The 24924-nt window shown below is 70.2% G+C and carries 25 protein-coding genes; 18 read left to right on the top strand and 7 right to left on the bottom strand.

Annotated features, from left to right (window positions below; translation table 11 throughout):
* Positions 1-6: 6 nt before the first annotated feature.
* A complete protein-coding gene (locus ACFVAV_RS10695) occupies positions 7-1476 on the bottom strand; it encodes an MFS transporter (protein ID WP_379033211.1) in 1470 nt (489 codons plus the stop codon).
* 90 nt (positions 1477-1566) lie between these two features.
* Here ACFVAV_RS10695 and ACFVAV_RS10690 point away from each other — a divergent pair, with 90 nt between their 5' ends.
* The 3 genes from ACFVAV_RS10690 (at position 1567) to ACFVAV_RS10680 (ending at position 4060) form a co-directional block, all read left to right on the top strand.
* The gene (locus ACFVAV_RS10690) at positions 1567-2259 is read left to right on the top strand and encodes a TetR/AcrR family transcriptional regulator (RefSeq protein WP_379033208.1); all 693 of its coding nucleotides are present in this window, start codon (positions 1567-1569) and stop codon (positions 2257-2259) included.
* A gap of 65 nt (positions 2260-2324) precedes the next feature.
* Positions 2325-3305 carry a zinc-binding dehydrogenase gene (locus ACFVAV_RS10685; RefSeq protein ID WP_379033205.1) on the top strand — a complete coding sequence of 327 codons (981 nt, stop codon included), beginning with the start codon at positions 2325-2327 and terminating at the stop codon, positions 3303-3305.
* 74 nt (positions 3306-3379) lie between these two features.
* Positions 3380-4060 (top strand): class I SAM-dependent methyltransferase, encoded by a 681-nt coding sequence (locus ACFVAV_RS10680; RefSeq protein ID WP_379033202.1) that lies wholly within the window; start codon positions 3380-3382, stop codon positions 4058-4060.
* 46 nt (positions 4061-4106) lie between these two features.
* Here the strand turns inward: ACFVAV_RS10680 and ACFVAV_RS10675 are convergent, their stop codons facing one another.
* Positions 4107-5327 (bottom strand): DUF418 domain-containing protein, encoded by a 1221-nt coding sequence (locus ACFVAV_RS10675; RefSeq protein WP_379033199.1) that lies wholly within the window; start codon positions 5325-5327, stop codon positions 4107-4109.
* A 148-nt stretch (positions 5328-5475) separates the two neighbouring features.
* On the opposite strand from ACFVAV_RS10675, the gene ACFVAV_RS10670 reads away from it, so the two are divergent.
* The 8 genes from ACFVAV_RS10670 to ACFVAV_RS10635 all read left to right on the top strand — a co-directional run bounded on the left by ACFVAV_RS10670 (position 5476) and on the right by ACFVAV_RS10635 (position 12539).
* Positions 5476-5880 (top strand): hypothetical protein, encoded by a 405-nt coding sequence (locus ACFVAV_RS10670; protein WP_379033196.1) that lies wholly within the window; start codon positions 5476-5478, stop codon positions 5878-5880.
* A 73-nt stretch (positions 5881-5953) separates the two neighbouring features.
* On the top strand, positions 5954-6937 hold the full coding sequence (locus ACFVAV_RS10665) for a zinc-binding dehydrogenase (protein ID WP_379033193.1): 984 nt from the start codon (positions 5954-5956) through the stop codon (positions 6935-6937).
* Between the two features lie 119 nt (positions 6938-7056).
* Positions 7057-7983: an acyl-CoA desaturase gene (locus ACFVAV_RS10660; protein ID WP_379033190.1), complete on the top strand. Its 927-nt coding sequence runs from the start codon at positions 7057-7059 to the stop codon at positions 7981-7983.
* Positions 7984-7992: 9 nt separating this feature from the next.
* Entirely contained in the window at positions 7993-8253 is a 261-nt protein-coding gene (locus ACFVAV_RS10655) for an acyl carrier protein (protein WP_379033187.1), read from the top strand.
* 5 nt (positions 8254-8258) lie between these two features.
* Positions 8259-9143, top strand: coding sequence for a class I SAM-dependent methyltransferase (locus tag ACFVAV_RS10650; protein ID WP_379033185.1), 885 nt, complete (start codon positions 8259-8261; stop codon positions 9141-9143).
* Positions 9143-10384 carry a cytochrome P450 gene (locus tag ACFVAV_RS10645; protein WP_379033182.1) on the top strand — a complete coding sequence of 414 codons (1242 nt, stop codon included), beginning with the start codon at positions 9143-9145 and terminating at the stop codon, positions 10382-10384. Before ACFVAV_RS10650 ends, ACFVAV_RS10645 begins: the two co-directional genes overlap by 1 nt.
* Positions 10381-12099 (top strand): fatty acyl-AMP ligase, encoded by a 1719-nt coding sequence (locus ACFVAV_RS10640; protein WP_379033179.1) that lies wholly within the window; start codon positions 10381-10383, stop codon positions 12097-12099. Before ACFVAV_RS10645 ends, ACFVAV_RS10640 begins: the two co-directional genes overlap by 4 nt.
* Entirely contained in the window at positions 12096-12539 is a 444-nt protein-coding gene (locus tag ACFVAV_RS10635) for a PaaI family thioesterase (RefSeq protein WP_379033176.1), read from the top strand. Before ACFVAV_RS10640 ends, ACFVAV_RS10635 begins: the two co-directional genes overlap by 4 nt.
* A gap of 84 nt (positions 12540-12623) precedes the next feature.
* Here the strand turns inward: ACFVAV_RS10635 and ACFVAV_RS10630 are convergent, their stop codons facing one another.
* The gene (locus tag ACFVAV_RS10630; protein WP_379033173.1) at positions 12624-13565 is read right to left on the bottom strand and encodes an SMP-30/gluconolactonase/LRE family protein; all 942 of its coding nucleotides are present in this window, start codon (positions 13563-13565) and stop codon (positions 12624-12626) included.
* A gap of 170 nt (positions 13566-13735) precedes the next feature.
* Here ACFVAV_RS10630 and ACFVAV_RS10625 point away from each other — a divergent pair, with 170 nt between their 5' ends.
* On the top strand, positions 13736-14617 hold the full coding sequence (locus ACFVAV_RS10625; protein ID WP_379033170.1) for a LysR family transcriptional regulator: 882 nt from the start codon (positions 13736-13738) through the stop codon (positions 14615-14617).
* 51 nt (positions 14618-14668) lie between these two features.
* Here ACFVAV_RS10625 and ACFVAV_RS10620 read toward each other — a convergent pair whose 3' ends face one another.
* The 4 genes from ACFVAV_RS10620 to ACFVAV_RS10605 are packed head-to-tail and all read right to left on the bottom strand — an operon-like array spanning position 14669 to position 19711.
* Positions 14669-15925, bottom strand: coding sequence for a cytochrome P450 (locus tag ACFVAV_RS10620; RefSeq protein WP_379033167.1), 1257 nt, complete (start codon positions 15923-15925; stop codon positions 14669-14671).
* Complete coding sequence (locus tag ACFVAV_RS10615) at positions 15922-17256, bottom strand: NAD(P)/FAD-dependent oxidoreductase (protein ID WP_379033164.1); 1335 nt, start codon at positions 17254-17256, stop codon at positions 15922-15924. The genes ACFVAV_RS10620 and ACFVAV_RS10615 overlap by 4 nt, the downstream gene beginning before the upstream one ends.
* Complete coding sequence (locus ACFVAV_RS10610) at positions 17253-18476, bottom strand: cytochrome P450 (protein ID WP_379033161.1); 1224 nt, start codon at positions 18474-18476, stop codon at positions 17253-17255. Before ACFVAV_RS10610 ends, ACFVAV_RS10615 begins: the two co-directional genes overlap by 4 nt.
* Positions 18473-19711, bottom strand: a complete 1239-nt coding sequence (locus ACFVAV_RS10605) for a cytochrome P450 (protein WP_379033159.1) — start codon at positions 19709-19711, stop codon at positions 18473-18475. Before ACFVAV_RS10605 ends, ACFVAV_RS10610 begins: the two co-directional genes overlap by 4 nt.
* Positions 19712-19923: 212 nt before the next feature.
* On the opposite strand from ACFVAV_RS10605, the gene ACFVAV_RS10600 reads away from it, so the two are divergent.
* Genes ACFVAV_RS10600 through ACFVAV_RS10575 form a run of 6 tightly spaced genes read left to right on the top strand, consistent with a single transcriptional unit; the run spans position 19924 to position 24877 of the window.
* Positions 19924-21576 carry an AMP-binding protein gene (locus ACFVAV_RS10600; protein WP_379033156.1) on the top strand — a complete coding sequence of 551 codons (1653 nt, stop codon included), beginning with the start codon at positions 19924-19926 and terminating at the stop codon, positions 21574-21576.
* A gap of 40 nt (positions 21577-21616) precedes the next feature.
* Entirely contained in the window at positions 21617-22405 is a 789-nt protein-coding gene (locus tag ACFVAV_RS10595; protein WP_379033153.1) for a ferritin-like domain-containing protein, read from the top strand.
* Complete coding sequence (locus tag ACFVAV_RS10590; protein WP_379033149.1) at positions 22405-22950, top strand: PaaI family thioesterase; 546 nt, start codon at positions 22405-22407, stop codon at positions 22948-22950. Before ACFVAV_RS10595 ends, ACFVAV_RS10590 begins: the two co-directional genes overlap by 1 nt.
* A complete protein-coding gene (locus tag ACFVAV_RS10585; protein ID WP_379033146.1) occupies positions 22947-23201 on the top strand; it encodes an acyl carrier protein in 255 nt (84 codons plus the stop codon). Before ACFVAV_RS10590 ends, ACFVAV_RS10585 begins: the two co-directional genes overlap by 4 nt.
* Positions 23198-24031, top strand: coding sequence for an SAM-dependent methyltransferase (locus ACFVAV_RS10580; RefSeq protein ID WP_379033142.1), 834 nt, complete (start codon positions 23198-23200; stop codon positions 24029-24031). The genes ACFVAV_RS10585 and ACFVAV_RS10580 overlap by 4 nt, the downstream gene beginning before the upstream one ends.
* A gap of 3 nt (positions 24032-24034) precedes the next feature.
* The gene (locus tag ACFVAV_RS10575) at positions 24035-24877 is read left to right on the top strand and encodes an acyl-ACP desaturase (protein WP_379033139.1); all 843 of its coding nucleotides are present in this window, start codon (positions 24035-24037) and stop codon (positions 24875-24877) included.
* Positions 24878-24924: the final 47 nt, after the last annotated feature.

Here is a 24924-nt window from a genome sequence, read left to right as displayed (position 1 = left end):
CGTCGCTCAGCGGGTGTTGCGCGCCGAGCGCCAGGCCGGCACCGCCATCGCGATCAGCAGCAACGCGCCGCCCGCGGTCGCGACATGCATACCGCTGACGAAGGACTCGCGCGCGGCATCGATCAGGCCGGTGTCACCGTTCGCCTGCGCCAGGGTCTCGCCCAGGGTGTCGCCGAAGTCGCCGCCGGAACGGAAGACGAGCGCCGCGACCGAACCCAGCAGCGCCAGACCGAGCGCATTGCCCAGTTCGAAGCTGGTCTCGGAGATCCCGACCGCCGAGCCCGCCCGCTCGGCGGGGACGGCCGACACGGCCACATCCGACACGAGCGTGAACGAGATGCCGTAGCCGATACCGGCGATCATCGAACCCAGGATGTACCAGACCAGCCCGCCGTCGACACCGAGGCCGAGCAGCATCAGATTGCCGACCGCCGACATCACCAGGGCGAGCGTGAATGTCGCTCGCACGCCGAGCCTGCGCCCGACCCGCGCGCCACTCATCGAGAACACGAACACCGCGACGGCCATCGGGATGCCGAGCAGTGCGGCCTGCAAGGGATCGCGGCCGGTCACCGACTGCAGGTAGATGCTGGTCAGGTAGCTCAGCGCGGCCAGCGACATCATGCCGACCAGGCTCGCCCCGATCGCCACCCGGAACAGCGGCCGGGTGAACAGGCTGATGTCGAGCAGCGGCTCGGCCAGGTGACGCTGCCTGCGCACGAACGCCACCAGCACGACGACACCGATCGCGGCGATCACCAGCGAGGTGAGGTCGAAGCCCTCGGCGGCGATGTGCTTGATCCCGTAGACCACCGGCAGGATGCCGCCGATCGACAGCGCGACGCTGGGCAGGTCGAGCGGGCCGAGCGCGGCCGACCGGTGCTCGGGCAGCAGCATCGGCCCGAAGACCAGCAGGATCGCCAGCACCGGGATGTTGATCAGGAACACCGAGCCCCACCAGAAGTGGTGCAGCAGCAGCCCGCCGATGATCGGTCCGACGGCCGAGCCACCGGCGAAGAACGCGGTCCAGACGCCGATCGCGGTCGCGCGCTCGCGGGCGTCGGGGAACAGGCTCGAGATCAGCGCGAGGCTCGACGGCAGCAGGGTCGCGCCGCCGATGCCCATCAGCACGCGCGCGGCGATGAGGATCGCGGCGGTGGGCGCGAACGCGGCGAGCACGGAGGCGAGGCCGAAGATGGTGGCGCCGACGAGCAGGATATTGCGCCTGCCGATCCGGTCACCGAGGTTGCCCATGGTGATGAGCAGGCCCGCCAGCATGAAGCCGTAGATGTCGAGGATCCAGAGCTGCTGGGAGGCGCTGGGGTCCAGGTCGGCCGTGAGGGTCGGCATGGCGAGGAACAGCACCGAGATGTCCATCGACACCAGCAGCACCGGCAGCAGCAGCACGCCCAATCCGAGCCATGCGCGGCGTCCACCGGCGACTGCGGTGGGCACCGCCGGTTCCAGCTTCGTCATTCCGACATCCTTCCGGGGTTTGCGTACACCGTACGCGGGGAACGGGTACAGTGTACGCACGCAAAGGCAGAATCGAAAGTGAGTCATGGGATGACTGATGCGAAACTCACTCGCACCGCGATCGTCGACGCCGCGATCACCCTCGCCGACGCCGACGGATTGGACGCGGTGTCGATGCGCCGCATCGCCGAACGGCTCGAAGTCGGCACCATGTCGCTGTACCGGCACGTCGCGAACAAGGACGAGTTGATCGCGGCCATGACCGACGAGATCGGCGCCCGCCATCCGTACCCGGACCCGGCGGGACAGGGCTGGACCTGGCGCGACCGGGTCCGCATCGCCGCGGAGATCGATTGGGAGCTCTACCAGCAGCATCCCTGGGTGCTGCTCACCTTCGCCGTCCCCCGCTACAGCTTCGGCCCGCAGGGTCTGACCAGCCTGGCCTGGCTGGTCGAGGGCCTGCGTGCGCTCGACGTCTCGGCCCGCGAGGCCACCACCATGGCGTTCACGGTCTGGAACTACATCTCCGGCGCGAGCCTGCCGGTGGTCGGCGGCGCGCTGCTGGCGGAGAAGCGCACGGCGACCGACGACGCGAACGGCTTGCGTGACCTCCTCGACGGCAAGCCGTCGTTCCCCGTGCCGCCCGCCCTGGCGGAGCTGAACGGCGCCGGCGTGAGTGAACTCACCTCCGAGGACCTGCTGTTCCTCGGCCTGGACGCACTGTGCGACGGTTTCGCCGCCCGCGCCGAACGCCGCGCCACCGCGCTACCGCGCCAGGATTGACCGCTCGAGGTCAAGCCGGGCAGCTGACTTGACCTCGACCATTGTTCAGGTTGAACAGTGGTCCCATGCACGCAATCCGACTGCACGAATTCGGTCCGGCCACCAATCTCCGCTACGAGTCCGTTCCCGATCCGCAACCAGCGCCCGGCCAGGTGCGTATCGCGGTGGCGGCGAGCGGTGGCCATCTGGTCGACACGGCACTGCGTCGCGGCGAACCCGGGCCGTTCCCCGTCCCCACGCTGCCGACGGTGCCGGGCCGCGAGGTGGCCGGGACGATCGATCGGGTGGGCGAGGGTGTCGACCCCGGACTGCTCGGCACCCCGGTGGTCACCCATCTGGGCGCCGCGCCCGGCGGCTACGCGGAATTCGCGACGGCCGACGCCGACCGGCTGCTCACGATCCCGGACGGCGTGTCGGCCGCTACCGCGGTCGCGATGCTCGGGACCGGCCGCACCACCCTGGGCATCCTGCTGTTCACCGATCTCGACGCGGACAGCGTCGCCGTGGTCACCGCGGCGGCCGGCGGCATCGGGACCCTCCTGGTGCAGAGCGCCCGCGCGGCGGGAGCGACCGTGGTCGGCTTGGCAGGCGGTCCGGAGAAGGTGCGCACAGTGGCGGCGAACGGCGCCGACATCGCGATCGACTACACCGCCGACGACTGGCCGGAGAAGGTGCGCGCCCAGCTCGGCGGCCGGGCAGCGACCCAGGTGTTCGACGGTGTCGGTGGGGCGGTCGGGTCCGCCGCGGTCGACCTGCTCGGCCGCGGCGGCACGCATCTGATCTTCGGCTGGTCCGCGGGCACACCGACCGTCGTCGATCCGGCCGCGCTCGCGTCCCGCGGCATCACCTCGCGCTCGGTGCTCGGTCCGCCGATGATCGACCGCGCGGGCGGTGATCTGCTCACCCTGTCCCGGCGTGCGCTGACCGCGGCGGCCGAGGGCCTGCTCACCCCCGCGATCACCGAGTTCCCCCTCGCCGAGGCCGCGCTGGCCCACGAATCCCTCGAAAATCGCTCCACCACAGGAAAAGTCGTGCTGATTCCCTGAATCAGCCGATGCGGCTGCCATAGCTCACGGTATGGCGTGCGGCGCTCGGCAGCGCGGTGGTGGAGACTGAAGTCATGACCGACGCGCAGCCGTCCGCCGATCGTCGTCTCGCCGCCCAGGCCTTGGCGGCGAACGATCCGACCGGATGGTTCGAACCGCTCTACGCCGAGGCCGCGGCGGGCGGCACGGTCGTTCCGTGGGACCGCGCCGAACCGAATCCGCTCCTGGTCGACTGGCTGACCGCCGGCTCGATCCGCCAGGGCGCCCGCGGCCTCGTCATCGGCTGCGGATACGGCACCGACGCCGAATTCATTGCCGCCCAGGGCATTCGAACCACCGCCTTCGACATCTCCCCCACCGCGATCCGCGGCGCCCGGGCCCGCTTCCCACAGTCTCCGGTCACCTACACGGTCGCCGACCTGCTGCACCCGCCCGCCGCCTGGCTCGGCGCGTTCGATCTGGTGATCGAGTCGATCACGGTCCAATCGCTGCCACCCGAGGTCCGCCGATCCGTCATCACGAGCATCCAGGACCTCCTCGCTCCCGACGCCACCCTCCTGGTCATCGCCGACATCGCCACCGCCCCGGCTCCCGGCCCGCCCTGGCCGCTCACCGCCGCCGACATCGACGCCTTCGCCGCCCCCACCCTCACCCCGGTCCGCATCGAGCGCCTCCCCCGCCCGGACGCGCCCGGCCGCCAGCGCTGGCGCGCCGAATTCCACCGCCCGGCCGAACACGCTGCGTCTCACAGCTGATGCCTGGCAGTCTGTTTCCCACTCCGGCGATGCGCGGCAGCGTTGCTCAAGGAGACGGTGCCGCGACTGATTCAGCAGGCCGCCGCCACGCCGGGACCTGCAGGTAGGTCGCCGCGCGCAGCACCCACTCCACCGGGCCGTACTGGTGCCCACGCAGCCACCACGCGCTGACCGCGAGCTGGACGGCGAAGGTGACCAGCCCGATGACGACGACACCGAGCGGCGGGACCTTGTCGGCCAGGGCGAACCCGTACCCGGTGTAGACGACCATGAGCACGATCGACTGGCCGATGTAGTTCGAGGCCGCCATCCGGCCCGCCGGCGCGAGCAGGGCGGCGTACCGGCCGGTGCGGGCCGACTGGGCGAGCCGGACGACGACGGCGACGTAGGCGAAGGTCATCGCCGGGCCGACGAGGTACTGCAGGCCGTGGACCAGGGCGGGCGGGTTCCACCAGTTCATGACACCGGCGAAGGTCAGCGCGGAGACCGGCAGGCCGAGACCGAAGCCGATCTGCATCGCGCGGGTGGACCAGCGGCGCAGGGTGTCCGGATCTTCGAACAGGTTCCGCTTGCCCGCCGCCATGCCGAGCAGGAACATGGCCAGACTGGGGACGCCCTGACCGAACCAGATCAGCAGCAGGAACACCGGCGCGGTGGCCGTCTGCGCCGCGAACGTGCTCGCGAAGCTGCCCGTGTAGTCGGCGGACAGTGCCGGCAGATCCAGGAACTCGCCCAGCGCCAGAATGCTCGTCTCCCCCGGCAGGAAGCTCCACGCCGACCACACCACGTACAGCACGACCGCGGTGATCACCGCGGTGCGCGGCCGCAGCTTGCGCAGCAGGATCAGGTGCAGGCACAGGAACGCGTACAGGGTGAGGATGTCGCCGATCCACAGCAGATACACGTGCACGAGCCCGATCGCCATCAGCGCGGCGCAGCGGCGCAGCAGCCGCCGGGCCGGTGCGGCGCCCGCCCGTTCGGCGGCCGCGATCTGGAGGGTGAACGAGTAGCCGAACAGGAACGCGAACAGCAGATAGAACCGGCCGGTGAACAGCCCGTCGACGGTGGCGCGCACCAGCTGATCGACGGTGCCGTCGAACAGCGACACCGGTTTGTCCTTGGTCCCGACCACCGACCACAGGGTGGTGGCCACGATCGCGTTGGTGATCAGGATCCCGAACAGGGCGAACCCGCGCAGGATGTCGACCTCGGCGATCCGCCGACCGGAAGCTGCTGCGGGCGAACGCGTTCCGAGTGCCTCTGCCATGGGGTGAGCGTAGGCCTTCCGGCAGGTCCGCCTCGTCCATCGCGCGGGCTATTTCCGGACCACACCCTCGTCCGCACCCATCAACCCTGCGGCGTATTGACATCCCGTCCACGGGCTGCCACAGCGCCGACCCACCTAGACTTCGGGCGTGTCTCACCCCACCCCGCTCCGGCCCGCAGTGCTGTCCGCCGTCGAAACCCTGCACGCCGACCTGGCACGGTGGCTGGGCACGGCCGCCCCCGCCGAGGTCTTCGACCGCTTCGCCGCCGCCCAGCACGAGGCGTTCACCATGGTCACCACCACGGGCGAGGTCGTCGCCAGGGACAGCCTGCTGACCGGCCTGCGCGCGGCCCGCAACGCGCGACCCGGTCTCACGATCGAGATCACCGAGGCCTGCACCCTCCTCGACGACGGCACCACGGTGGTGATCCGCTTCCTCGAACGCCACCTCGTCGGCGACACCGCCACCGCCCGCCGGGTCACCGCCGTCCTCGTCACCGACAGCCCCGACGAGCTGCGCTGGCGCACGGTCCACGAGACGCCCCTGGCCTGACCGGCCCGGCTCGCCCGCAGTGCCACAATGGGAACAGGCTCGTGCAGGACTCGCAACCACCACGGAGGCGGACATGCAGGCAGTTGTCATCGACCGGTTCGGCGAACCGAAGGACGTGCTCACCGCGCAGCAGGTGCCGCCGCCCGAACCGGGGCCGGGTGAGGTGCGGATCGCGATGACGCTGTCACCGATCCACAACCACGACCTCGCCATCGTCCGTGGCGTCTACGGCTACCGGCCGCCGCTCCCGGCGATCCCCGGCACCGAGGCGGTCGGCGTCGTCGACGCGGTCGGGGCGGGCGCCGGGGTCCCGGTCGGGCAGCGGGTCGCGGTCGCGGGCGCCCGCGCGACGTGGGCGGATTTCTTCCTCGCCCGCGCCGATCAGGTGGTCCCGATGCCGCCGGCGGTGTCCGACGAGACCGCCTGCCAGCTGCTGGCCATGCCGCTGAGCTCGCTGATGCTGCTCGACGATCTGCGGGTGCAGCCGGGACAGTGGATCACGGTGAACGCCGCCAACGGCGCGGTCGGCCGCCTGGTGAATCTGTTCGCGCAGCAGCGGGGTGTGCGAGTGCTGAGCTTGGTGCGCGGGCCCGGATCGGTGCGGGCGCTGGAGCAGTTCGGCTACGGACCGGTGATCGACACCGAGGTCGACGGCTGGGCGGCACGGGCGGCCTCGGTCACCAATGGCGAGCCGATCGTGCGGGCCGTCGACCAGGTCAGCGGGCAGGCCGCAGGCGCCCTGATGTCGCTGCTCGCCCCGCGCGGCGAACTGGTCTCCTTCGGCGCACTGTCGGGTCAGCCGCTGATCATCGACACCGGCGCCGTCATCTTCAAACAAGCTGTGGTCAAAGGCTTCTGGGGGCAGCAGCGCGGCGCCGAGATCGAGCACACCGACTACGTCCGCCTGGTGCACGAGCTCGTCGGCCGCGCCGCCGACGGCACTCTCCGCCTGGAGGTGCAGGCGGAGTTCCCGCTCGACGGCGCCGCCGCCGCGGCCGTCCTGTCGGAAACCCCCGGTCGCAACGGCAAGGTGGTGTTGCGCGCGGGCGCGCGCTGACACCGCCATACACAAGTCCGATCCCACGATCGAAGCCCACGGCGAGCCCACGCCGTGGGCTTCGCGCGTTGCTACGGTCCGACTGTCCGGCTGGCGAATTCCGAGCTGACGAGGGTGAGATGACGCGAGACGACACCGTGCCGCGGAAGAAGACGATCAGCAACCCCTACATCCACCGGCTGCAGCGCAGGCACTTCCTGCTGTTCGATGTCACGCCGATCGCCGGAACCGTTGCCGCGCTGGGGTTCCTGTTCGTGCGGCCGTTCGGTGTCGTCGAGTTCGCGCTGCTGTCCGGCATGTGGCTGGCGACCGGACTCGGCATCACGGTGGGCTATCACCGGCTGTTCACCCACCGCACCTTCCACACCACCACCGCGGTCGCCGCCGTGCTGGCGGTGCTGGGGTCGATGGCCGGTCAGGGCCCGGTGGTGTCGTGGGTGGCATTGCATCGGCGGCATCACGAGTACAGCGACCGGGCGGGAGATCCGCACTCCCCCAACCTTTCCGGTGACGGCGTGCGCGGACTGCTGCGCGGACTGGCGCATTCGCATTTCCTGTGGATGCGCCGGCACGAATACCCGAATGTCGTCCACTACGCGCCCGACCTGATCAAGGATCGTTCGCTGATGCGGGTCGCCCGGCTCTACTACTGGTGGGTGGGCCTGGGCCTGCTGATTCCCACCGTGCTGGGTGGGCTGCTCACCCTGAGCTGGACCGGCGCCGTCAGCGGGCTGCTGTGGGGTGGGTTCGTGCGGATCTTCCTGCTCGAGCACATCGTCTGGGCGATCAACTCGTTCCTGCACAGGGTCGGCACCCGCCCGTACCGGTCCAGGGAGAACAGCCGCAACGGTGGCGTGTTCGCGCTGATCACGCTCGGCGAGTCCTGGCACAACAACCATCACGCCTTTCCCGAGTCACCGTCGTTCGGATTGCACTGGTACCGGCTCGATCCCGGCTACTGGCTGATCTGGACGCTCGAAACCTTCGGTCTGGCCTGGGATCTCAAGATCCCCTCCGCCGACCGGCTGGCCGCCAAACGCGCATGAGGAGCTGTCGTGGACACCAGTAGAGAAGCCATCGTCACGTGGTGCCAGGAGTATCTCGGGCAGCTGCTCGAGATACCGGCGGCCTCGATCGACCCGCTCGCCGACTTCGACCGTCTCGGTGTCGATTCCGCGCTGGCGGTCGCGCTGCTCATCGAGGTGGAGGAACGGTTCGGTGTCGATCTGTCACCCGACGATCTCTACGAGAACCCGACGCTGGACGCGGTCGCGGGTCATCTGCACGCGCAGTTGACCGCCGCCGCACGCCCGTGACCGGCGTGCCCGATACCGCCCGGGCCGACGCGGCGGCCGCGGCGGTCCGGCACCACTACGACATCGGCAACGACTTCTACCGCCTGTGGCTCGACGAGTCGCTCAGCTACTCGTGCGCCATGCCCGAATCTCGCGGTGACACCCTCGAATCGGCGCAGGAACGCAAGCTCCGGCACCACCTGAGCGCGGTCGGCGCCGATCAGGCGGAGTCGGTGCTCGACATCGGCTGCGGGTGGGGTGCGGTCCTGGCGCGGGGCAGCCGGGAGCACCGCGTTCCGCATCTGGTCGGCTTGACGCTCAGCGACGAGCAGGCAGCCTACGTCCGCGCGTTGGCGTTGCCCGGTGTCGAGGTCCGCACGCAGAGCTGGGTGCACTTCGAACCCGGTTCCCGGTTCGACGGGATCATCTCGATCGGCGCGTTCGAGCATTTCGCGCGACCCGACGACCCGGCTGCCGCGAAGATCGCGGTGTACCGGGAGTTCTTCACCCGCTGCCGGGACTGGCTGACCACCGACGGCACCTTGTCGCTGCAAACGATCGCCTACGGCAATATGCGCCGCGACCAGGCCAGCACGTTCATGCAGCAGGAGATCTTCCCCGACGCCGATCTGCCGACGCTCGCCGAGATCACCGCGGCCGCCGACGGCCTGTTCGAGATCGCCACGCTCACCGACGACCGGCTCGACTATGCCTGGACCTGCGAGCAGTGGGCGCGACGGCTGCGCGAGCATCGGGCCGGGGCCGTCGACCTGGTCGGCCCCGAGACCGTCGCCCGGTACGAGCGCTATCTGAAGTTGTCGGCGCTGGGCTTCCGGATGGGCAAGCTGGGATTGCTGCGCATCGTCGCCCGGCCGTACCCGGACACTTTCTTCCAGCGCCGGAGTCGATGATGACGCTCTCCCCGGCGCGGCCGTCGATCCGATTCAATCCGTTCAGTGCCGAGTTCCGCCGCGACCCGTACCCGGTGTACCGGGCGCTCCGGGAATCCCGGCCGGTGCACAAGACCCTCGGCATGTGGGTGCTGACCCGGCACGCCGATGCGCGCACCGTGCTGCACGACAAATCTTTCAGTGCCGGTCTGATCCCGAAGCTGGTCACCGAGCAGGCGCGCAGGCTCGGTCAGCCGGAGGTGGCGCGGATCGAGCGACTCGGCCGCACCTCGCTGGTGTTCACCGACAATCCCGAGCACGCCCGGCTGCGTGGCCTGGTGAACAAGGTGTTCACCGCGCGCACGATCGCGACGCTGGAACCCCTGGTGGCCGCGGTCGCCGAACGGTTCCTGCGCCCGGCGGTCGCCGCGGGCCGCGCCGACGTGATCACCGAGCTCGCCGGGCCGCTGCCGGTCGCGGTGCTGTGTGAGTGGATGGCGCTGCCGCCCGCCCTGCACGCCTGGGTCGGCGGCTGGACCCACGACATCCGTTTCCTGCTCGAGCCCGGCCTGATGAAGGCCGACGACCTGACCCGGGTGCGCACGGTCGTCGAGTTGTTCGCCGACGCGCTGGCGGAGGTACTCGCCGAACGCCGCGCCCGGCCCGGCGCCGATCTGATCAGCCGGTTGCTCGCCGCGCGCACCGCCAACGGCGACCGCCTCACCGACGAGGAACTGATCTTCGTCTGCATCATGTGTTTCGTCGCGGGCACCGAAACCACCAGGGCGCTCATCGGCACCGCCACCCTTGCGCTGCTGCGGCATCCCGATCAGGCCGCCATGGTGCGCCGGTCGCCCGACCGGCTGGGTGCCACCGTCGCGGAGGCCTTGCGTTACGACGCGCCGCTGCAGCTGACCAAGCGGCTGGCGACCCGCGATGTGGTGATCGGCGGGGAGACGATCCGCGCGGGCGACCACGTCCTGGTGTGCCTGGGTGCGGCGAACCGCGACCCCGAGGTCTTCCCGCGCCCGGACGAATTCGACATCACCCGCGCCCCCCGCGATCACCTCGCCTTCGGGCACGGCATGCACGGCTGTCTCGGTGGCGCACTCGCCCAACTGCAGACCCGCATCGCCCTCGACGGACTCCTGCGCAGACACCCGCGCATGTCCGCGCCGGGTGACGAATTCGCCTGGCAGGACCGCAGTTTCCTGCTCCGGGGGCTCGACAGCCTGCCGGTGTCGTTCGGGGCGAGCCGATGAACCGACCGGACAGGCTGCTGCCCGATGTCCTGCGCGAGCGAGCGCACGCCACCCCGGACCGGATCGCCTACCGCTTCCTCGACGAGACCGGCGCCGAGGCCGACCGCCTCGGCTACGCCGAACTGCACGCGCGGGCCGCGACCGTCGCGGCGCACCTGCGGCAGGTCTGCGTGCCGGGCGATCGTGCGCTGTTGGTCTTTCCGCCGGGGCTCGACTTCCTCGCCGCGTACTTCGGGTGCCTGTACGCGCGGGTGATCGCGGTCCCGGTGAATCCGCCGCGCCGCGAGCACGTCCAGCACGCCACCCGCTCGATCGTCCAGGACTGCGCGCCCTCGGCGGTCCTCACGGTCACCCTGGCACTCGATCCGTTGCGCAGGGCGCTGAAACCGCTACTTCCGCAGGCACACTGGCTGACGGTCGACACTGCGGCCCGCGCCGACTTCCCGGCCGAGCCGATCGAGCCGGACGCGGTGGCGTTCCTGCAGTACACCTCCGGGTCCACCTCGACGCCCAAGGGCGTCATGGTCTCGCACCGCAATCTCGCCGCCAATCAGGAGATGATCCGGCACGCCTTCGGGCACGACAGCGGGTCCACCGTGGTCGGCTGGGCGCCGCTGTTCCACGATCAGGGGCTGATCGGCAATGTGCTGCAACCACTGTGGGTGGGCGCGACCAGCGTGCTGATGTCGCCCGCCACCTTCGTGCGGCGGCCGCTGCTGTGGTTGTCGGCGATCAGCGAGTACCGCGCGCATTCCAGCGGCGGCCCGAATTTCGCTTTCGACGCGTGTGTCGCCAGGGCGGCCGCCGAACCGCTGCCCGCTCTCGATCTCACCAGCTGGCAGGTCGCGTTCAACGGCGCGGAGCCGATCCGCCCGAGCACTCTCGCGCGATTCACCGAAACCTTTGCCCCACACGGTTTCCGATCTACCTCGCTGTATCCCTGCTACGGGCTGGCCGAGGCGACACTGCTGGTCACCGGCAGCGACAAGGGCCGCGGCCCGCGCACACTGACCGTCGACACCGAGGCGCTCGGCGCGGGCCGCTACCTGCCCGCCCGACCCGGCAAGGCGCGCGCCCTGGTGAGTTCGGGCCGGGTGCTGACGGGTGAGCGGCTTCGGATCGTCGACACCGCCACGCTGCGACCGTGCCCGCCCGGGCGAGCCGGGGAGATCTGGGTGGCCGGTGACCATGTGGCGCAGGGCTATTGGCAGTGTCCTGCGGAGACCGACGAACTGCTGCGGGCGCGCACGGCCGACGATCCGCGCACCGATTGGCTGCGCACCGGCGATGTCGGACTGCTGGTGGACGGCGAACTGTATGTCGTCGGCCGCACGAAGGACATGGTGATCATCCGTGGCCGCAACCACTACCCGCACGACATCGAGGACACCGTGCAGTCCGCGCACCCCGCACTCCGGCACGGGAGTTCGGCGGCCTTCGCCTACCCCGGCGACGCGGGCGAGCGCCTCGTCGTCGTGCAAGAGCTGCGCCGAGACCGGCTCGACGCCGACCCCGCCGAGGTGATCGGCGCCATCAGAGCCGCGGTGATCCGCGAACACGAACTCGCCGTCGGCGACCTGGTGCTGACGCTGCCCGACCAGCTGGCCAAGACGAGCAGTGGCAAGATCATGCGATCGGCCGCCCGCGCGCGGTACGCGGCGGCAGGATTCGCGGCATGGCCGCACACCCCCGAACAGAGGAGCCGGACCCGATGACGACGCAGGCCCCGAACCCCGATTTCGCCCAGTTGGTCCCCGCCGCGGTGCTGTCCATGCCCGCCGCCGCCCACCTGGGCTTCCACTTCGGCCGGATCGAACCCGGCGAGGTCGAGATCGTGCAACCCCACCGCCCCGAGCTCACCCAGCACGACGGCTATTTCCAAGGTGGCGTCCTCGGTTCGCTCGCCGACTTCGCCGCCGGCTCGGCCGCAGGCACCCTGCTGCCGATCGGCTGGGTCAACATGACCATCGACTACACGGTGAAGATCCTCGCACCCGCCAAGGGCGCCACGGTGATCGCGCGCGGCCGGGTGATCAAGCCCGGCGCGCTGCTCACCATCGCCGCCGCCGACGTGTTCTCCGTCGACGACACCGGCGAAACCCTCTGTGCGACAGCCCTGGTCACCATGCGCAACGTCCGCATCGCCACACCGTGAGGTCGCGATCTCGATGCCGGTCCCGCGGCACCTCGGCTATCGACTCGGCCTGACGGTCCTCGAGTTGCCGTGCAGCGCTTCGAATCATCGTGGTCGGTCGACAGCCACGGCCGAGTAGGGAGTGGCCGAGGTGGGGGCCGTATCGAAGCGGGCGTTCGGGAGGTACAGACGGTCACCGTAGGCGGCGACCGTAGCCGGAACATCGAAGCGCGGGTCGGTGATTCGGCGGTCGAGTGTGCCGACGGTGCCTGCGGGGTCGAGGGTGATCATCGCGATCGCGTTGCGGCGGTTCTGGACTGCGAACAGGGTGGTGCCCTGGCGGAGTAATCCGTCACCGTCGGTAAGCGATTCGCCGCCGAGGTCTACTCGGCGCGCGATGCCGGTGGTGGGATCGACCCGGAACAGATGACCGGTGATCGATTGGACGATCAGGAGTCCGGTGCCGTCCGGTGTGCGGACGATGCCGTTGGCGTTGAAAGCTCCCGGTATGTAGTCGATGTCGCCGGTGAGGGGGATGCGGACCACCGCGTCGGGTGGCGGGAGTGCACCGTCGCGGCCGATCGGCAGGTGATACAGGACGGGGGCGAAGGAGTCGGTGACCCACGCGCCCTCCGGGGTGAGGACCATGTCGTTGACGAATGTCTGTGGACCGGTGGCGAACTGGTAGGTCGCCAGTACCGCACCGGTCCAGGCGTCGACGACGCGGAAGTCGCCGCCGGTGCCGCCCGCGACGAACAGTCGGCCGCGGTCGTCGAGTTGCAGGCCCAGTGCCTGGCTGCCGGGGCCGCGGGTCAGCAGGTCGCCCTGGCCGGTCACCAGGTTCGCGCGGTAGATGGAACCGTCTGCCATAGAGCCGAAATAGGCGATCGGGAGCGATCCGATCGCGACGCCCTCCGCTTGGAACCCGGCGGGCAGCGCGATAGTAGTGGGGAACAGGGGACCTTCTGCGGCCGCCCGGTGCGATGGCATCAGCACGGTCGCGGCGACACCGACCAGCGCAGCCGTGGTCGCGAGAACTCGCTTCATCTCATCCTTCTCTCTGGGCCTTGTCGGGAAGCTGTCCCGCGACGATGGCAGCCAGGGCGAGCCCGAACCCCTGAGCCACTGGTGTTTTCATGGACTCCATCTCACCGCGCGCTGATCGATGAATCCAATACATGTTTGTCACCGCACCGATCGTGATTCACGATTGATCCATGGAGCTCCAGCAGATGCGGTATGTCCTCGCCGTCGCCGAGACGAACAGCTTCACCCGGGCCGCCGAGCGCTGCCTGGTCGTGCAGTCCGCGCTGAGCCACCAGATCGCCCGGCTGGAACGGGAATTGGGCGCGAAGCTGTTCGAGCGAACCAGCCGACGGGTGCGGCTCACGGCGGCCGGGGCGGCGTTCCTCCCCGCTGCCCGACACTGTCTCGATGCGGCCGAGCGGGCAGCGGCGGAGGTCGCGGCCGCCGTCGGCGAGGTGCGGGGCCGGCTCGCGGTCGGCCTGATCCCGACGGTCGCCGCCGTCGACCTGCCCGCCGCGCTGCGCGAGTTCCGTGCGCGGTATCCGCACGTGCGGATCAGCCTGCGAGTGGGCGCCAGTGAAGACCTCGCCGACCAGATCGAGCAGGGCACGCTCGATGTCGCCTTTCTCGGCATGCCGACCACCGTGCGACCGCGCGGCGTCGCGGTCCACGAGCTCGCCCGCGACAGACTCGTCGCGGTGGTCGCACCGAACCATCCACTCGCCACCGAGTCGACGGTCGACCTGCGCAGACTCGCCACCGAGGTCTTCGTCGATCTGCCCGCGGGCACGGCGGGCCGGATCCAATCGGATCTCGCGTTCGCGGCGGCCGGCCTGACCCGCGATGTCGCCTTCGAGGTGACGACCGCCGACTACATCGCCCGCCTCGTCGGCCAGGACCTGTGCGTGGCCATGATGCCCGCCGCCCACGCCCCGCAGCTCACCGGCGTGCGCACCGTCGAGGTCACCGACGCGCCCAGCCGCATCGAGTACATCGTGTGGAACCGCACCGACCGCAGCCCGGCGGCGACGGCTTTCCTTGCGGCACTGGAAATCCCGGCAGACGAGCACTGACGGCACCCAGCCCCGCCGACTGGACCGGCGGGGCTGGGTGGAGTGCCCGGATCAGGCCGGGGTGACGGCGACCGTCAGCGATTCCAGACCGCGGATGACGACGTTCGGCTTGAACGGCGGATTCTCCGACCGCAATTCGAACGTGCCGACCTTGCGCAGCAGCACCTCGAGCAGGATCTCCATCTCCAGCAGCGCCAGCGGGGCGCCGAGGCAGTAGTGGATGCCGAGGCTGAACCCGAGGTGCTTCTTGGCCGGGTTCATCGGATCGGAGTAGCGGGTCAGGTCGACCCGGTCGGGGTCGGGATAGGCGGCCGGATCGTGGTTGGCCGAGTTGATCAGCACAACTACACCTTCGCCCTTCTCGAACTCATGCCCGGCGACGGTGATCGGGCGGGTCGCGGCGCGCGTGGTGATCTGCACCGACGGGTCGAGCCGCAGCAGTTCGTCGGGGGCGACGGCGAGCAGCTCGGGACGGTCGCGCAGCAGCTGAATTTGGTCGGGGTTGCGCAGCAGGCGCAGCATCCCGGTGCCGATCAGGTTGGCGGTGGTCTCGTGGCCCGCCACGAAAGTGGTGATGCAGGTCGCGAGGAGTTCCTGCTCGGTGAGCACATCACCGCGGTCCTCGACCTGGGACAGCACGCTGAGCAGGTCGTCGCGCGGGGTGACGCGCCGTTCGTTGAGCAGTTCGCGGAAGTAGCCCATGAATCCGCGGGAGGCGGCGCTGCGGGCGGTCAGGCATTCCTCGGGCAGCGTGTAGTCGTGGTCGAAGCCGCGGGCCAGGTCCTGGGACCACCGGTGGACCTGGTCGTAGGCGTCGTCGGGCACGCCGATGAGTTCGCAGGCGATGATCAGCGGCAGCGGGTAGGCGATCAGCTCGACGAGGTCGAATTCGCCTGCGGCCACGGCATCGTCGACGAGTTGCTCGCACAGCTGCTCGATCCGTGGGCGCAGCCGGGTCACCATGCGCGGGGTGAATCCCTTGGTGACGAGGTTGCGCAGGCGGGTGTGGTCCGGCGGCTCCATCCACAGGAACGAGGTGGGCAGTTCCTCGGCGGCGTTCTCGGGCGACACCGTCGGATGCATCATCGCCGCCTCTTCGGCGTGGCTCCACGCGGTGGTGGACAGCACCGCGGCGCAGTCCTCGTAGCGGGTCAGCACATGGTGACCGAGCGGGGTCTGGTGGATCGGGCCCGCTTCGCGCAGCACGCGGGCGGGGGTGTACGGATCGGCGCGGCCGTCCGGCCCGAACAGCTGGACCAGTGCGGTCTGGACTGCCTGGGCATCGATCGGGGAAGTCGTGGAGGTCATGCGTGGGTCTCCTGTGTTCTCCGGTGGGTGGTCTCCGAGAGGAGGATTCGGCGCAGCGTGCCCGGCGCGGTGAGCGCGGCGGGCGGGTCGACCAGGTGGGCGACCCGCAGGAAGGTCCTGGCCACGCGGGGGTCGTGGTGCGCGACGCGCTGCACCCGGGTGACGAAGACAGTGGTGAGCCGGGTCCGCAGCGTGCGTCTGCCCTCGACGCCCGGGTGCCGCAGATCCGATCCGGCGGCCAGCTGCCAGGCCACCGCGACCGCGTCGGCGGCGGCCGCGTAGTAGCGCGCGGGTAGATCGGCCGCGCCGGCGCCCAGGCAGTCCCGCAGCGCCGCGGCCTGCAGCGCGGCGACCGTCATGCCCTGGGCGTAGAGCGGATTGAAGGCGCACAGCGCGTCGCCGAGCACCAGCAGCCCGGCCGGTGCGGAACTCTGACGGTCGAAGCGGCGCCGCACCGCGGTCCGGAACCGGTAGGGCACCGCGTCGCCGAGCGGCTCGGAACCCACGACGATGGAGTGTATGTCGGGCGCCGACAGCGACGCGGCGTAGTCGCGAAAACCCTGGTCGTCGACCGGCGGATGGTCACCGAGCATCCCGACGAGGGTGACATGCCACCGGTCGCCCTCCACCCGGACCGCGCCGCCACCGCGCCCGTTCGCGCCGGTCGAGACGATCACCGAGACCTGCCCGCCGAGCTGACCCGGCCGGTGCCGGAAGAACCGCGACGCGTAGCCGAGATCGACGTCGAGCCGCTCTTCCTCGGGGGTCTCGGCGCCGATCTCGGTGAGCCACTGCGTGATCCGTGAGCCGCGACCGCCCGCGTCGACGATCAGGTCGGCGCCGAGCGTCTGCGTGCCTGCCGGACCGAGCACCGTCACCGCGCGGACGCGCTGCGCGTCACCGACCAGGCCCTGCACCGTCGTGCGGGTCAGCAACTCGATGCCGCGCAAGCGCAGCGTGCGCCTGCGCAGCACCGTCTCGAGCAGCGACCGCGTCGCGATCACCGAGGTCAGACCTGTCGAGCCGGCTGCGAGCCGGGAACCGCCCACATACCACCGGGTGCCGATCAGCACTTCGGCGACGGTCGCGCCGTCCGACACCGCCTGTTCGGTGAAGCCCGGATACAGCTCCTCCATGATCCTGCGGCCGCGATCGAGCAGGCCGTGCAGATGCCAGGCCTGCGGAACACCGCGGCGCACAGTCTCTTTCGCGTCGAGCTCGTCGCGCTCCACGACGGTGACCCGGTCGAAGGTGTCGGCGAGCACCCGCGCGGCGAGCAGCCCGGCGACCCCGGCGCCGATGACGATCGCGTGCCCGCGTGACGCGGTCACAGTGTCACCGGAAGGTGCCGGATGCCGCGGTGGATCAGGCTGGGGCGGTACTCGATCGGCTCGTCGGCCAGCGCCAGGTCGGGCGCCCGGTCCAGCAGGGTACGGATGGCCGCCTCGGCCTCGATCCGGGCCAGCGGCGCGCCGACACAGTAGTGGATGCCAAGACTGAACCCGAGATGCTTACGCGGCGGCCGGTTTCCGGTGAAGCGGGTGATGTCGAAGGTGTCGGCGTCGCGGTAGACCCGCCCGTCACGATTGGCCGAGCCGGTGAGTACCACGACGCCGTCGCCGCGGCGGAAGGTGTGCTCACCGACCTGGGTGTCGGCGAGCGCGACCCGGATCGTGAACTGGGTCGGCGCGTCGTAGCGCAGCATCTCGTCGATCGCGGGCCCGATCAGCTCGGGGTGGGTGCGCAGCAGAGCCAGCTGGCCGGGGTGGCGCAGCAGGGCGAGCAGCCCGTTGCCGATCAGGTTGATCGAGGTCTCCATGCCCGCGACGAGCAGCAGCAGCGACATCCCGATCACCTCGGGTTCGGTGAGGAAGTCACCGTCCACACTGGCCGCGACCAGTTCGCTGAGCAGGTCGGTGCCCGGCTGCTGCTTCTTCTCGCCGATGAGCCGCGCGAAGTGCCCCATGCAGGCGATCGCGGCATCGGTGCGGGCGCTGATGTCGTCGGGGCCGAGCAGCGAGTCCGGGTCGCTGCCCCGCGCGATCGCCAATTGCCAGGCACGGAAGCTGTGTCCGTCGGCCGCGTCGGCGCCCAGCAGGCGCACCGCGACCATCGCGACGGCCAGCGGCACCGCCAGATCCTCGAGTACGTCCAGTTCACCGCGCTCGAGAGCCGCGTCGACCAGCCCGTCGACCACCGTGCCCGCGACCGGCGCCATCGCGCCGATCATGGTGGGGGTGAACGCTTTCGCCACCAGCTTGCGGTAGCGGCCGTGCTCGGGCGGGTCCATCCGGACGAAGGAACCGGGGATGGCGGCGGTGGTGTCGCGGAACGGGCTGATGCCCGCCGAATAGCCGTGGCCCCAGTCGTTTCCGGTGAGGACGGCGGCGCATTCCTCGTAGCGGGTCACCAGCGTCACCGGGACGTCGCCGAGGGCGTACGGGAACAGCGGTGTCGCCTCGCGCACGCGGTGGTAGGCGGGGTACGGGTCGGCGCGGTGGCCGGGCGCGAACGCGTCGAAGGTGAGGTCGGCGGGGACAGCGGTACTCATCGGCCCTCCAGGCTGATTCGCAGTTCGGACATGCCGCGCACGACCACGTTCGGGCGGTACGGCGGTGCGGCGAGCAGGTGCATCCGCTCGACACGGGTAGCGACGGCCCGCAGCACCGTCTGCATCTCCAGACGGGCCAGCGGCGCGCCGAGGCAGTAGTGCAGGCCGAGCCCGAACGACAGGTGCCGCTCGGGTCGCCGGCCCGGCAGGTAGCGGGCGATGTCGAACCGGTCGGCGTCGGGGAAGGCCCCGGGATCGCGGGCGGCCGAGCCGATCAGCACGATCACCGCGTCGCCGGGGACGAAAGTCTTTCCGGCGAGCTCGATCTCGTGGCGGGCGGTGCGCGTGGTCAGGTGCACGGGCGGGTCGTAGCGCAGCACTTCGTCGACCGCGGGCACGCACAGCGCCGGGTCGTCGCGCAGCAGCTGGAACTGGTCGGGGTGGCGGATCAGCGCCAGCAGTCCGTTGCCGATGAGGTTGACCGTGGTCTCGTGTCCGGCCACGACCAGGATCAGCAGGGTGCCGATGAGCTCATTTCGGGTCAGCCGCACGCCGGCGTCCTCGGCCTGCACCAGCGCGGTGATCAGGTCGTCGCGCGGGTCACGGCGGCGCCGGGCGATCAGGTCGCCGAAGAAGTCGGTGAACGCGTGCACGGCGGTGGTACGGGCAGCCAGTTCCGCCGGGCTGAGCAGGGTGTCCGGGTCCAGGCCGCGGGCGATGTGCGCCGAGATCTCGCGGACATGGGCGTGGGATTCGGCGGGGACGCCGAGCAGTTCGCAGATCAGGGTCAGCGGCACGGGGTAGGCCAGCGCCTCCAGGACATCGGTCTCGCCGTCGGCCAGCACCGCCGTGAGCAGTCCGTCGACCAGCTGCTCGGCCCGCTCGTGCAGTCCGGCCACGGTGCGCGCGGTGAACGCCTTGCCGACCAGGCCGCGCAGCCGGGTGTGGTCCGGCGGCTCCATCCAGAGGAAGGACCCGGGCAGTTCGACCTCGCTGTCACCATGCAGCAGCTCCGGCTCCTCCGCGTGGCTCCAGCGCGGGTCGCTCAGGATCGCCTGGGCTTCGGCGTGGCGCGGCACCAGGTGGGTATCGCGTGGACCCGGGACGAACGGGCCGGCGGCACGCAGGGTCGCGTAGCTCGAATACGGGTCGTGGCGGCAGTGCGGTGCGACGCTCTCCAGCACCGCGATCTGCACCGGGGTCGGGTCGTCGACCGCGACATGATCGGAAGTCACCGGCAGCTCCTGGGCGATTTCGGTGCGGGGATTTCGCCGCTCATCGTCACCGCCGGACGGCCGCGAATTCGCGCAGTATTGCCTGCTCCGATCGGGCGATAGCCGAATATCTTTATCAGGCAGCGCAATTGGACGATCGACTGTGATTATCGGCGCGCGTATTTCGGTATTCGTTCAGCGCGATTTCATATGGCACTGTTGTCGTTTCGGTCATGAATTCCTCGCGTTCGAGCGACACGCTCACCACGCTGCTGGCCGGTGTCGCCGCCGCGCATCCGCAGGTGCCCGCGACATTCTGGTCGGTGTCGGAACGGGTCGGCTACGCCGAGTTGCAGCGGCGCTCCCACACCGCGGCGACCGCGCTGGTCCAGCGCGGTATCGGGCGCGGTGAGCCGGTCGGCGTGCTGTGCCCGAACGCGCCGGAATTCCTGGTCTCCCTCTTCGGTATCGCCGCGGCGGGCGGGGCGGCCACTCCCCTGCCGCTGCCCGCCGGCGCGCGCGCGACGGCGGCCTACCCGGCCAAGCTCGCCGCGATCACCGCGGCCGCCGGGATGCGCACCGTGCTGGTGTCGCCGCGGTTCGCGTCGATGATCCCGCTGATCGGTGACATCGGCGTGGAATTCGTCGACACCACCGAGCTCGTCACCGAGGTCACCGCGGACCCGGACACCCTGCCCGAGCACGGTCCCGACGATCTGGCGATCGTGCAGTTCACCTCCGGCAGCACCGCGCTGCCCAAGGGCGTGCGGCTGACCCACGCCAATGTGGCGAGCGGGCTGGCCGCGATCCGCACCGGCATCGACCTCGGGCTCGACGACCAGGGCGGCTTCTGGCTGCCGCTGTTCCACGACATGGGCCTGTTCGGCACGCTGTCGGCGGTGCTGCGCGGTATCCCCGCCCATGTCTGGTCGCCGCTGGCCTTCGTGAAGGACCCCGCCCGCTGGTTGAGCGAATTCGCCTCCACCGCGACGACCATCACCGCCATGCCGAACTTCGGCTACGAGGCGTTGCTCGGTGCCATCCCACCCGAGCGGGCAGGCGACTACGACCTGAGCCACTGGCGGATCGCGTTCAACGGCGCCGAACCGATCTCGGAATCGGTGGTCACCGCCTTCTGCGAGCGGTTCCGGCCCGCGGGCTTCGCACCGTCGACGATGTTCGGGGTCTACGGGATGGCCGAGGCCACCCTGGCCGTCGCCTTCCCGCCGCTGCTGCGCGAGCCGGTCTTCGAGTGGGTCGACCGCGCGCAGCTCTCGGAATCTGCGGTGGCCGAGCCGGTTTCGTGCTTCGAGGACGGCGCCAGGGCGGTCGCCTCGGTCGGCACCGCGGTCGAGGGGATCGCGATCAGGATCGTCGACATCGACAGCGACGCCGATCTGCCCGACGGCCGGGTCGGCGAGATCCTCATCCAGGGCGCCCCCGTCACCGACGGCTATCTCACCGTCGACCCCGACGCGGTCGCCGACCGGTTCACCGACGGCTGGCTGCGCACCGGCGACCTCGGGTACCGGCGCGACGGCGAACTGTTCGTCACCGGCCGCTGCAAGGACATGATCACCGTGCGCGGCGTGAACTACTACGCCCAGGACGTCGAGGCCGCGGTCCGCGATCTCGACGGCATCCACAAGGGCCGCTGCACCGCGGCCGTCGACCCCGACGGTGCCGATGTGATCGCGCTGATCGCCGAGACCGAACGCACCGGCGCCGAGGCCGACGCCCTCGCCGCGGCCATCGGCGCCGCCGTCACCGCCCACCTCGGGCTCACGGCGGTGCAGGTGCATCTGGTCGCGCACCGCAGCATCCCCCGCACCAGCAGCGGCAAGCTCCAGCGGCTGGCCGCCCGCGACCTGATCGGCCGGCGATGACGCCGCGCCGCTCGCCCCTGCGATCGAATGGGAGTGCCTAGTGCACAGCTTTGACGTCTTCCGCCACTACGAACGCCTGCACTGGAAACTGAGCGACCTCGACCTGGCCGCCGTCGACCCGACGCTGGTCCGCCCGGAGTACATCACTCTCGCCAAGAGCGCGGCGATGGGCGAGTCCAATGTCATCGCGGCCGTGCACGGCTTTCTCAACGAGTTCGTCGACGACTACGACTTCTCCACCTTCGCGGTCGTGTGGGGCTACCAGGAGGTGCAGCACCACTACGCTTTCCGGTCCTGGCTGGGCGCGATCGGCGAGGATGTCGAGGATCGCGCGGTCGGCGCGATGCGCGAGCCGTACGCGCCGGGCAGCACGCCCTCGGCGACGCTGGCCACCAACATCATCTCCGAGCTCACCGTCAACCACGTCTATCGCGCGGTGTCGAGCTGGGTCGGCGAACCGGTGCTGAAAGAGCTGCTGCTCAACGCCGGCCGGGACGAGGCCGGGCACGCGCGCGAGTTCATCCACTACACCACCGAGCGGCTGAAGAAGCGGCCCGAAGAACTGCCGTCGGTGCTCGAGACGCTCTACGTCTACAGCTCCGAGGCCAAGATCAAGCACCCGGTGAGCACCTTCAAGGCGGGCATCGCCGAGCTGGGCGACCACGAGACCATCGACACCGGATTCGAGCTGTTCCTCGAGCAGGTCGCCGCCGAGGGCGAGCTGGAGGTGCTGCACGACAAGGTGCGCCGCACCTTCGCCGGCATCACCGGGCTCGACCTGTCCAGCAATGCGAAGGTGCGCCGCGCCCTCGCCGACGCCATCGCCTGATGACGGCCACCGAGCAGCCCGGCGCCGTCGAGGTGCCGTGGTCGGTGATTCCCGACTACCACTGCTTCGGCTGTTCTCCGCACAATGCCTCCGGGCTGCGCCTGCGTTTCACCCCGCGCGCCGACGGTGCGCTGGTGGCCGCGTTCCGGCTCGGGCGCGCGTTCGAGTCCTATCCCGGTGTGGTGCACGGCGGCCTGATCGGCGTCGTGTGCGACGAGGTGATGGGCAACCTGATCGTGCTGGCCCGCAATGTCCCCGCGTTCACCGTCTCCCAGCGCACCCGCTTCCTCACCCCGCTGCTGATCGATCGCGAATACCGCTGTGTGGCAACGCTGCCGCCCGAGCGCGGCGACGGCCCGATCCCGGCGCACGCCGAGATCCTCGACGCCGACGACGCGGTGTGCGCGTCGTCGACGGCCACCTACCAGCCGTTCGACCTGCACGCCGTCCGCGATCAGCTGACCCTCGACGACGACGAAGTCGCCCTGCTCGACCACGCCCTGTCCACGGCGAACACCCTCTCCCCGAACGGAGCCCGGCCATGACCACCACTTCCGCCGACACCATCCTGCGCACGGTCACCGAGATCGCGATCACCGAGACCGGCCTGACCGCCGCCGACCTGACCCCCGACGCCGACCTGCGCGCCATGGCGGGCGTGGACTCGGTGCGGGTGCTGCGGATGATCGCCCGCATCGAGCGCACCTTCGACATCGAGCTCGAAGACTCCGACGTTTTCGGGATGTCCACGCTGGCCGAGGTCACCGCGGTGGTCGAACGGTCTGTGCGCGCATGACCGTCGTCGCGGATACCAATCAGCACTACGACCTCGACCCCGACATCTTCGGGCAGTTCCTCGATCCGCTGCGCAAGTACAGCTCGGCGCTGTACGAATCCGACAGCGACACACTGGAACTGGCCCAGCGCAACAAGCTGCGGTTCGTCGCCGAGCGGCTCGGGCTGCGCGGCGGCGAGCAGCTGCTCGATGTGGGCTGCGGCTGGGGTTCGCTGATCCTGTACATGGCGAGCGAACTGGGCTGCCGGACGCTCGGTGTCAGCCCGGCGCCGCGCCAGCACGACTACATCGCCGAGCAGGCGGCGGCGCGCGGCGTGGCCGACCTGGTGCGCACCCGGGTCGGGCACTTCGAGCAGCTCGACCTGCCCGCCCGCGGCTTCGACGCCGTCACACTGCTGGGTTCGATCGTGCACATGCCCGACCCCGACGAGGTGTTCCGCCGCGCGCGGGCCGTCCTGCGCCGCGGCGGCACGCTGTACGTCTCGGAGAGCTGTTTCCGCAATGCGGCCACCCGCGCCGCGTTCGACGGTCGCGACGGCACCGGGTTCGTCCGCGAGGACATCTTCGGTTTCGGCGAGCTGCGTCCGCTCTCGGAGCTGATCGCCGCCGCCGAGAACGCCGGCTTCTCGGTGATCTCGGTCGACGATCTGACCGAGCACTACCGGCGCACGATCGAGGACTGGATCGGCAATGTCGACGCGGCCGCCGAGCGCATCGACGCGCACGGCCCCGGCCTGGCCGACAAGCTGCGCCACTATCTCGAGATCGCCAACGCGGGCTGGGGCTACACCACCAAGCATTACGCGCTGGTCTGCCGGAATGCCAGGTAGGACATGATCACCACTCCGGGACTGTTGCCCGTGCGGGACGTGGTCGCGGCGGTCGACGGTTTCCTCGCCGCCTCCCCCGCGACCCGTGCCTGGGACGTGGAGACCGCCTTCGACTGGGCCGCCGCCGACGCGGGCAGGCTCACCGAGGGGCAGCGCTCCGCCGTCCAGTTCGTCACCCTCATCGAGGACCACCTGCCCGGCTACTTCGACGTCTACCACCGGCATTTCCCCGTCGACGACAGCGTGGATCTGCCGACCTTCGAACACAATCGGGAGCTCTACCACTTCACCGTGCGCTGGGCGCTCGAGGAGGACACCCACGCCAGGGCACTGGCCCGCTACCAGGAGGCAGCGGGCATCACCGACCGTGACACGCTGCGGTCGGAACTGGCGGTCGAGGGCCACAAGCCGTTCGACCTGCCCTACGACCACCCGGTCCAGTTCTTCGCCTACGCCCTGGTGCAGGAGAAAGCTACGCAGATGTACTACCAGCAGCTGCGTGACGTGGTCACCGACCCGGTGCTGGCGGCGGTGCTCACCCGGTTGTCGCGCGACGAGGCGCGGCATTTCAGCTTCATGGCCGACGTGGTGACCCGGTACCTGCGCCACGACGGTGCCGCGGTGGTGGCGCCGATCCGCGATGTCGTCGCCAATTTCCGGATGCCGCTGTCGGATACGCTGCGCGGCTACTGGCGGTGGGCGTTGCGGATCGCCGATGTCGCCGACTACGACCACACGGCCGCCTACGAGCACCTGGTGAAGGTGATCGACCGCGCGGTCGACGCCCGCACCGAGCCCGTCGACGAACTCATGGCCTTCGTCGACAGCTGCCGCACCCTGGCCTGAACGCCGAAACCGGCCCTTCTCCGGATGATTCCGGAGCAGGGCCGGTT

Origin of the sequence: Nocardia sp. NPDC057663 (genome assembly GCF_042799895.1) — a bacterium.
Taxonomy (GTDB): domain Bacteria; phylum Actinomycetota; class Actinomycetes; order Mycobacteriales; family Mycobacteriaceae; genus Nocardia.
The sequence above is the reverse complement of the archived record's forward strand: the minus strand, read 5'-3'. Positions and strand labels throughout refer to the sequence as shown.